Genomic DNA, 9,327 nt, shown 5'->3' with positions numbered 1-9,327 from the left:
GATGGGGGGACAAGGGGACAAGGGGATAATTCACAATTATTAATCCAAAATCCAAAATCTAAAATCCAAAATCAGATTGTTGAAGCTACTGGTTGGGTTATGGATGAAAATGGTGATATACTTTTTGTCGCTGGTAAGCCTAATCTAAAAAAAGATAATTTTAACAAAGTTGGTTGTTAGCCTGTTTGATTTTAAAACCATAGGCATTGCTGAATCGTGCTATGAATTGAAAATGTAGAGACACCTAGGGTATCGCGTTTCTACAAGGTTTTTGAATCAGATTTTTTCCGCTTAATATTGGAACTATTTAATGCATGATGAAAAACTCTGCGTCACCCTGCGTTTAACTTTGTGTCCCTCTGCGTTTATAAGTAGGGTTTGCTGTAAAAGTATTTATTGCAAAAAGCTCGTCCCAGAAGTCGGGTTTTTAGTCAGATTGTCTGATGCAACGCCATATTTATCTAAAAAACCCGACTTCTTACTAGGATTTGAAGAACCATAAAATAACTCAGCCTTAACCACAGAGCAAACTACAATTTTATTCGATTCTATGCTATTAAAATGATGATTAATACTAGAATTTTTGTTCTTTAAATACACTATACAAGCATTAGTATCGAGTAAATAAATTAGAGAAAAATCACTCATCAAAAACCCCAACTAAATCATCATCCATTTCATCACAAACACCTAGATTATCAACTGTAAAATCTATATCCGCACAACTTCCTGCTAAATTCAACAATCCTGAATTATGAAGGGGAATATTTGCTGATAAAAAATCTTTTAAAGAGATATCATTATCAAAACCTAAAATTTCCCTAAATTCATCACAATTAATCAAACCCTCTAGAAAAGCTTCTAGAACTAATTTATCAAGAACTTTTTGAGATAAATCACCCCATTTATCTTGAACTTTCTGTGTGAGTTTATCTGGTAAATCAATTGTAATTTGCATAATTTCAAATTTTTCAATTCTACATTTTTATTTTAGCCTTTAAACTTCCTTTTAATAGTCAACCCAGACGGATTTTGTATGTATAGTTGTACTGTCGGTGCTATTGAGAATTCCCGAAGATGTTAACTTAAATCGGGTATATACTGCAATGCTACTGCTACCAGCTATAATTGCTAAGACGGAAGGTACCAAGGGTATCCAACCACCTTGAATTAATAAAGCATAACAAAGATAATATAATATAATTTCGGATAATCCTATAGTTAATCCCAGATGCAATCCTGATTTACATCTCCAAGTAAGTAACCCTCCCACAATTGACCAACAGTAAATCCACAATGCTTCACTCCATTTTGACCATACCCATAATAACGGTCTATTATCAAGCACAGCACTAATCAGTTGACTCACCATCTGTGCGTGTATAATTACCCCTGGAGTCTCCTTATAAGGTGTCTGCCAATAATCTTTAAAACTTTCTGCTGTGGTACCAATAATGACTATTTTATCTTTAATTAAATCGGGTTTAACTTTATCGTTGAGTACATCAGATAGGGTAACTCTCATTCCTACTTCAGATGTCGATCGCCAATTAAGCATTATCTGATAACCTAGATTATCAATTTTACTATAACCACCGCTGTTATCTTCTAATAAATATGGAAATATACTATTACCTGGTTTTGAGTTATCTTCAGGATTGAGTTTTAGTTCTAGATTGGATTGGGCTAAGTAACGTTGTGCAAGTTGAAAACTCAAGGATTTATCAGTATTACAAGGTTCTATAGGAGCCATTGCTAATAAATGTCGGCGTAATATTATATCATCATCTACTACAACATCACTAAATCCTAAATTTTTATTCATAACTCCTGGAGGTGGTGGAACACCGGGGTTTTTATCCCCTTCACTCACCTGACAAACTGCAATAAATTTTGGACTTGTTTTCATCCATTCAGCTAAATCTGTATATTCCTTTTTTACGGGATGCTCTCGATAGATATCTAAACCGATGATGCGAGGATTGTGTTTTTCTAACTTATTTACCAGTTGCGCGAATGTTCTATCTGAAAGCGATGCACCACCTCTTTCTTCTGCATTTTGTGATTGTACATCAGCTTCAGTTATCTCGACGATTAAAATCCGCTGGTCTTTTCCTTCATCCGGACGACTTACCATCATCCTATCAAACGCTGCAAGTTCCCAATTTTGTAATAATCCTAAATATCTTGCTCCACTAATTGCAGTTGCGATCGCAAAACTCATGGTGAAAATTACAGGTAAAATTCTATGGGGGGATAATCTGGCATAATTCGATTTTTTGGGTTTTTGAAGCGGATTTGACCAAACTAAAGGTGTTACGGTGGGATTTTGACAAATTACTGGCAACCAACTAGCACAGGGAAATTCCGCTTCTAAACCTTGTAATCTCTCTCCAGCTTCTCGTACTGCTAAATAAAAGGATTTGGATTCACAAAAAGCTCCTAAGAAGAATTTGAGAAATTTCTGAGCAACTAAATCAGGTACTGGTTCACGCATTACAATCATTTGGGGAATATTTAATGAAGCAAGTTGAGTTGCTAATCCCAAACCATCGCAAGAATTGAAAATCGCTAACCGTAACCCTCGTGATATGGCTGCTCTTAAACCATTTTTTAATTGCTCTATTGTTAAACTATCATGGTGATTAATACAAATCCGTCCGGTTTCTCCATTTAATTGACTCGAACTATGTCCAGCAAAAAATAATATATCCCATCCTTTTTTATCCCAAAGCATCGAATCTAATTCTTGACGTTGAGGTTCTACTAAAAACGTTGTTTCTGCACCTGGTAAATTTTCTAATATTCTTTTATCTGTTTGGATATCAATATTTTCGCTATTACCTAAAATTGCTAAAATTCTGATTTGATGATTGTCAGATTTATTTTTAGTTTCCAATCGCTCAAATTGAGGCATACTCAAACATAAAACTGCATCAGGATAATCATCAAAAAAATCCCATAAGTTCCAAGGTAATCGTCGCAGTTCATCTAAATCTGTTTGAATAATGACTTGAATTTCTTCCCTGGGATTTAATTTTGTACGTATTTTCTGCTCTATATTCACAAAATTTCCCGAATTCAACCAAATATTAATTTTATCTCTTAATTCGTCGCATAATTTATTAAATTCAATCGATGAAATATTTGTAATATCTTCTGATTCTATTTCTATTTCTACACCCGATTCCCATTCCTGTCGCCAATTCAAATCCGGAATTAAAGAATCATATAATAAGTTATACAAAATTTGCCAACGTCTATAAAGTTCGTTTAGTTGCGGTGCAGCAGGTAAACTAACAGTATACTGAATCAGGAAACTATTTACGTTTTCTTGGCATTCGTAAATTTGCGCGATCGCGTTTTTAAATCCCTGTTGTAAGTTACCCCCCGATAAGTTCAATACCACTATTTTACTCATAAATTTATCAGAGGACAGAGGACAGTTGACAGTTGACAGTTGACAGTTATCAGTTATCAGTATCGGTTCCTGGGAACTAATCTTTGGAGGCTACTCTTAAGGATTATTCCAACTGGTACATTCGGGTGAATTTAATATCATATTTTACACCATTCTCGACAACGCAAAAAATAACCGGGGTTTTTAAATGCTTTTGCAAGGTTTTTAAACCAATTTTTAATCCAGGTGCGATCGACAATATCCTAATTTATCTATCCAAAGGAATATTCTTTAGATTGGCATCAGATGATACTATCAAAATAACTATTAGTTATTAAAAAATATCAAAATAACAAAATTCATCAAAAATCAACTTCTTGCCTACACTTGTAAATTAGAGCATTGGCATTAAGAAATTATTTTTATATTTTGTAATTCATTCTTTGTAGAGTTTTTGCGGAATTAAAGAACTTAATCATATATCGGAAGAGGCGAACCCTTCAAGAATAAAATTCTCGATAATTTGGACATCTTTGAGAGCTACTTGAATACTGAAATGTTTACCCAAGGGAAGTTTAAATCTTTTCAATTGAATATAATTATCGTAACTTCTCGATTCAACTGAATGTAAAGTTGTTCCCAACTCAGAAAGCAAACTTAATTTAATATGAGCGGGTAAATAAGTTTCTCCAGATGCTGGATAAAGCTGTACGCGAATACCAACTTTATTATCAATTTGCGGTGATAAACCAATCAGTAACGCTACAGATTTATTTTCTATTTGCATCCCTAAATCAATCAGTTTAGCTCCTTTGACACAAACTTCATTCAAAACAGAATCGCTTCTGAATTGAAAAGCCCTTGTATCTGTCAAACTAAATAAATCATCAACAGAACACCAACCTTCATTAAAGATATTATCAAACCATGAACTCAAATTATATACAATTTTATTTGTATTTTTCATAAGATTATTGTGTGATTTTTTTATGCTCTGACTATACAAAATAAAGCGATATTCATTGTCATTTAAGATTGCTCCCCACAAATTAAAATCAATATCTAAACGAGGGGAATAAACAGTTGATTTGCTTAATTGGTGAATAATTTCTTGTGCTTGAACTTTTGATAAACTTGGTAATGGCTTAACTTTTAGTTCCTTAACTGCACAAAGTTGCTGAGCTACCCACATAACGTTAATATCCGCAGTTAAATCCCAATTATCTACACAATAACTTCTATCGAGAGAATCATATTTTGCTTTCTTGATAACTTGTCCATAACTAATAAATCCCCATATCCTTAACCAATTTTCTGCTAAATTTACTTGTACCGGAACATAGTAATTAGCAACCCAATTAGGAATATCAATCCATTCTTGGGGAATACGAAACTCATCGATATTATCTTGTTCAGTGGGAATTAAAACTAAACGAGTTCGATTAAAAGTTAACTCAATTCCATTCACAAATTCCCATTGTCGATGCAAATCTGGAGATGGTGCGGGTATCTGGAATTTTTCGGGTAAATCCGGTTCATCTTCCAACCATTTAACGAAAGTATTTAAACATAAGTTATTAACAAAAGCTCTGTGACAAGCAGTTGCATTTTGGTCATGATTTACGCTACTTTGATTCCATGCTGTTTCCTGTTCTTTTTCAGAAAATTCCAACCATAAATGTTCGGGATAAATTTCTAACAAATCTTCTAATTTCAACATCTGATTATTTCCTATCATAAAAATTATCCTGTTTAATTTCTTTAATTTCTTTAATTTCTATCCACTCATTTACAATGTCAACCAGCTTAGAATTAACTGCTGAAAGAGAATTAGCAGCTAAACACATACTTTTTTCAAGTTCATTTTGGAATAAATCAATGAAATTTAATTTAATGACCATTACTAAACTTAAAGGATGGCTCAAATCACAATTTTTTTGCTTTTCAACAATAAACTTCTGAAATGTTTCATCTAGAATCGAGAATAAAAATTGTTTGCAATATAATTCTAAACATTTATCTAAAGCTGATTTAATTCTTTCAATATCTTTATCGCTATCCAGGTAGATTTCTGAATTCACTTTATTCCATTCCTCGGCAAATTCTCTTAATATACTTCTTGTATATCTTTTTAACTGACGAGCTACTTGATACTGTTTTTGCAACTCTGGATATTTAGATTTGAGAAGATTGGCTATTTCTGTTTGAGTTAAGTTTAATCCCTGCCATAATTGAAAAATGATTTGACATAGTTTTGGCATATTGGTGAATAAATTGTCAATAATCACTTGTACTTGCTGCCATTCTTCCTGCTGTATTAATATATCCAAGGTAGATGGTGTATCGTCACAAATACCATGATAATTTTCTTCAAAGGAAAAATATTGCTTAGTACGATAATTTTTAGCTGCATTTATACAAGTTTCAAGTATTTCTTTAATTGTGATATCTGTTGCTGATACATTGATAAGATTCAGTTGCTTGCAACGTTGATTGTAATAATTAGCAATTACTGTAAAGTCTTCTTCTGAAGGATTTGGTGTGCGACTCAACTGGTTAGATGGTGGCTGAAAAATTTCATTAAAGCATTGCCAACCTAAACGATATAAAATGATTTGTTGACTATTAACGTTTTGCGAGAGCAAAGCCTTATTTAATTCCTTCGTACTTAAATTCTTTAATAAACCATAATTAGAAAATTTTGTTCTTCTCGCTTCTAAATCTTGCTGATAAATTTGATTGCGAATAAATCGTTTAAAAGCAGTTATTGCATATGCTTCTATATTAATTTTATCTCGTGATAAATTAAAATTATTGAAAAATTGGTTCGGTGAACTAGCAGCAATATTTGCTATTTGAAAACATTCTTCTAAAGAATATTTATGCTTAATATACTTCAATTCATGATGTATATCTTTGGCAGCTTTAAAACAGGCTTCTTGTAAATAAGCTGAAAAATGCCTTTTTGCTGTGGGAATATATTCCGGATTTTCAAATTGGTGTTGAATTAATAACACTTTCAGAAAATATTGCACCCAAAAACTTTCTTTCGCCTCTGGGTCTGTTGCTACTTTTAATTTGATACTATTTTCTAATGTCAAGTCAACCTGCCAACTCAATTTTATTTGATGATTATCACCTGTAAAGCTGATAAAGCTAGAAAACTTCTTGATGATGTTTCCCCGTCTTTCCATAAGCATAAAATATTACCAGATAATTATTTGAAACATTCCTTCTCCTATATTTAATGATATTAACAATACATGATTGCTATTTCACCCATAAAAATTCATCATTATTATTGATTTGCATCTTTGCCGCATTAATGCAGGTGTCCTATATTGCTATATATATTTATGGGTGCCTCTGTAAAGTGATTATGCAGTTTGAACCAATTTTCCGATCGATTCACCTTTCAAAGTATGGAAAATTGGATTCATCCGCTACCATGGTAATTTCTCATCAATTGACTACTAAATGTATCTATCATTTGTTACTAATAGATTCTTCAGCTTTTGACACTATTGTCAAGGTGGTTATACATCTATTGATAGAAGACACCGGATATTATTCACTTGATGGATTTGGCAATTTTCAAGTTGTTTGCTGCAAACAGAAAAATTTTCGCTAACAAATAACCTAAATACATCGCTACACTGTTTATGTTATGACTTCGACACATTCTCAACAAGTGTTTAAAATGCTTAATGACAGGTTACTTGAAGCTTATGAAAAATACTACGGAGATTTAAAGGTTGGGGATATGTCTCCCCAAGAGTTTATCAACAGCTATGGAACTATTGAGGATAGGGTGAATGGTAATTTAAAATTCGGAGTTACATTCCCCTCGGAATCCACCTCAACTTTTTCCACAAATTCCGATAATGCTAATTTGAGTTCCTGATCATCCAATGATTCCCAAAATGCTGCTTGAGACGCGATCGCAATTTTTCTTTTAGCATTCTCTAACCCATTACTATCAACTATTTTTACCGGGATTGATAGGGTATTAATAGTTGCTTCTATTTTGACCATCGCCGCAATTATATCAGGGTTTGAACTGCGAAGTCCCCGTAAAACTGACAATTCGTTGGTTAATTTTTCAATCTCTTTGGTATTGATAACTTCTGTCGTCTGTGAATGATTTTCTAAATGCTCGATTAAATTCGGAGCATTTTTACACAAAGTCCTAATAGTCTTGGCTATAATTTCCCTCAATCGGGTGCATTTTGAATTCTCACAATGATATAACCCTGGTTTACTATAATTAACACACCGCATATATTCGGTTTTTGTTTGATGTCGGGAAAAGTTACGATACATACTACCCCCACAATGGACGCATTTTATTAAACCTGCAAGGGGATAGTTTCCACGGGTTGATTGTGCGGAACTACGGTATTTCCTATTTGCTGACAACTTACGTTCGATTGCATCTAATGTTGTCGAGTTAATTAAAGCCTCATGGGTATTAAAATTAATAATCGGTTCCCGATTAATACCTTTTTTCTTTTTGACAAAATATGCTGTATGTCCTTGTAATGCAAGATTTCTTGACCAATCTCGCAACCCTGATACCGTAAACACTATTTCATATTCGGTATAAATATAGTTACATACATCCTTTAGTGATCGCCTTTCTAAAATTAAATCAATAATTATTTTGGCTAACTCAAAATAAGTTTTACCCGACTTTTCGTGAATATTTTGATTCGGAGTCAACCGATGATTTTCATCCTTGGTATATCCAAATGGAGCAACGCAAAACTTTAACTGCTGTCGAAAATATTCGTTTCCTTGTTTCACCCGTTGGGATAAAAGCCTCGATTCAAATTCAGCCAATCCCGACATCTGATTAATACTAAACCAACCAAAAGGACTATTTGGATCGACTGGTGCATCTAATACCCGCAAATTCACATTATGTTTCACAAATACTTCGATCGCCTTGTGAATTGTAATCACACTCCGACCCAAGCGGTCTATACGAGTTATAATTATTTCGTCAACAATGTGATGTTGCGCTAACCTCAACAACTCGTTAAACTGCTTCCTCGAATCATTACGTCCAGATTCAATATCTATTAATACTTCCCTCGCACCCGCTGCTTTTAATCTCGCTATCTGTTGATTTAATGCATCAAATTCCTCAGCTTGTTCTTGGGTACTAACGCGAGCATAACCGTAAACTCTCATAAGAATCGATTCAAATCGTTTCCTGGAATCATATCATAAAAGGTGTTGTTGTAAACGTTTTGGTTCAGCAGTACCGACAACGTGTTCTAATAAAGTTTCTCCAGCCAGACGATTACCGAGATTTTTACTACCAACAAAACCCGGAGCATTTACAGGAATAATCGGAACACCTAATTTCTTCTCGGCAGCTTTACAAACAGCATCTATATCCTCACCAATCAAAGCTGTGACGCAGGTAGAGTAAACAAAAATAGCAGCGGGGTTGTAATTTTTGTGTACGTGTTGGATAGCTTTGTAAAGTTTTTTTTCGCCACCGAAAATTACATCATTTTCGCTCAAATCAGTAGTAAAGCCCTTTTTGTAAAGCATTGGACCAGAAGAAAGACTACCACGACTACCCCAAGAATTACCAGAACAAGCAATTGGTCCATGTACTAAATGAGCAGCATCGGTAATGGGAACCAGAGCAATCATCGCTCCATCAAAAGAACAACCTCCTTGTGCTGCACCCGGTTGAGCTTGTTGTTTACAAGCTTTATTTTTCTTTTCCCCATCTTTTTGATGATTATGCTCGCATCCTGGTTCAGTTAGCAATTCATTAATTTTACTTTGAGTTATTTTCATTTTTTCAGCCTAATAAATCAGTTATCAGTTATCAGTTAACAGTTATCAATAATTTTGTTTATTCAGTATCTTAGATGTTCAATATATTGTTAAAAAGCTTTTCCCTA

Annotated in this window: 8 protein-coding genes; 1 reads left to right on the top strand and 7 read right to left on the bottom strand. The window is 33.7% G+C overall.

Annotated features, from left to right (window positions below; translation table 11 throughout):
- Window positions 1-180, top strand: a 180-nt coding sequence (locus IQ247_RS15010; RefSeq protein ID WP_193921265.1) for a hypothetical protein, incomplete at its 5' end; no start/stop codon positions are given.
- 213 nt (window positions 181-393) lie between these two features.
- Here the strand turns inward: IQ247_RS15010 and IQ247_RS15005 are convergent.
- From IQ247_RS15005 to IQ247_RS14975, 7 genes are all read right to left on the bottom strand, one after another.
- On the bottom strand, window positions 394-648 hold the full coding sequence (locus IQ247_RS15005; RefSeq protein WP_193921263.1) for a type II toxin-antitoxin system VapC family toxin: 255 nt from the start codon (window positions 646-648) through the stop codon (window positions 394-396).
- Window positions 641-958 carry a UPF0175 family protein gene (locus tag IQ247_RS15000; RefSeq protein WP_193921260.1) on the bottom strand — a complete coding sequence of 106 codons (318 nt, stop codon included), beginning with the start codon at window positions 956-958 and terminating at the stop codon, window positions 641-643. The genes IQ247_RS15005 and IQ247_RS15000 overlap by 8 nt, the downstream gene beginning before the upstream one ends.
- Window positions 959-1,009: 51 nt before the next feature.
- Window positions 1,010-3,421 (bottom strand): CHASE2 domain-containing protein, encoded by a 2,412-nt coding sequence (locus IQ247_RS14995; protein ID WP_193921258.1) that lies wholly within the window; start codon window positions 3,419-3,421, stop codon window positions 1,010-1,012.
- Window positions 3,422-3,875: 454 nt separating this feature from the next.
- Complete coding sequence (locus IQ247_RS14990; RefSeq protein ID WP_228059758.1) at window positions 3,876-5,138, bottom strand: DUF1822 family protein; 1,263 nt, start codon at window positions 5,136-5,138, stop codon at window positions 3,876-3,878.
- Complete coding sequence (locus IQ247_RS14985; protein WP_193921256.1) at window positions 5,125-6,600, bottom strand: sigma-70 family RNA polymerase sigma factor; 1,476 nt, start codon at window positions 6,598-6,600, stop codon at window positions 5,125-5,127. Before IQ247_RS14985 ends, IQ247_RS14990 begins: the two co-directional genes overlap by 14 nt.
- 589 nt (window positions 6,601-7,189) lie before the next feature.
- Window positions 7,190-8,596, bottom strand: a complete 1,407-nt coding sequence (gene xisF / locus IQ247_RS14980; RefSeq protein ID WP_193921254.1) for a fdxN element excision recombinase XisF — start codon at window positions 8,594-8,596, stop codon at window positions 7,190-7,192.
- Between the two features lie 33 nt (window positions 8,597-8,629).
- Complete coding sequence (locus IQ247_RS14975) at window positions 8,630-9,220, bottom strand: nitrogenase component 1 (RefSeq protein WP_193921252.1); 591 nt, start codon at window positions 9,218-9,220, stop codon at window positions 8,630-8,632.
- Between the last annotated feature and the right edge of the window lie 107 nt (window positions 9,221-9,327).

Origin of the sequence: Plectonema cf. radiosum LEGE 06105, from assembly GCF_015207665.1 — a bacterium.
GTDB lineage: Bacteria > Cyanobacteriota > Cyanobacteriia > Cyanobacteriales > Nostocaceae > Rivularia > Rivularia radiosa_A.
This window is presented reverse-complemented; position numbering and strand designations above follow the sequence as displayed.

Coding starts and splice junctions, on each gene's coding strand:
- IQ247_RS15005 (WP_193921263.1), bottom strand. CDS start 648: ATGAGTGATTTTTCTCTAATTTATTTACTCGATACTAATGCTTGTATA.
- IQ247_RS15000 (WP_193921260.1), bottom strand. CDS start 958: ATGCAAATTACAATTGATTTACCAGATAAACTCACACAGAAAGTTCAA.
- IQ247_RS14995 (WP_193921258.1), bottom strand. CDS start 3,421: ATGAGTAAAATAGTGGTATTGAACTTATCGGGGGGTAACTTACAACAG.
- IQ247_RS14990 (WP_228059758.1), bottom strand. CDS start 5,138: ATGATAGGAAATAATCAGATGTTGAAATTAGAAGATTTGTTAGAAATT.
- IQ247_RS14985 (WP_193921256.1), bottom strand. CDS start 6,600: ATGCTTATGGAAAGACGGGGAAACATCATCAAGAAGTTTTCTAGCTTT.
- xisF (WP_193921254.1), bottom strand. CDS start 8,596: ATGAGAGTTTACGGTTATGCTCGCGTTAGTACCCAAGAACAAGCTGAG.
- IQ247_RS14975 (WP_193921252.1), bottom strand. CDS start 9,220: ATGAAAATAACTCAAAGTAAAATTAATGAATTGCTAACTGAACCAGGA.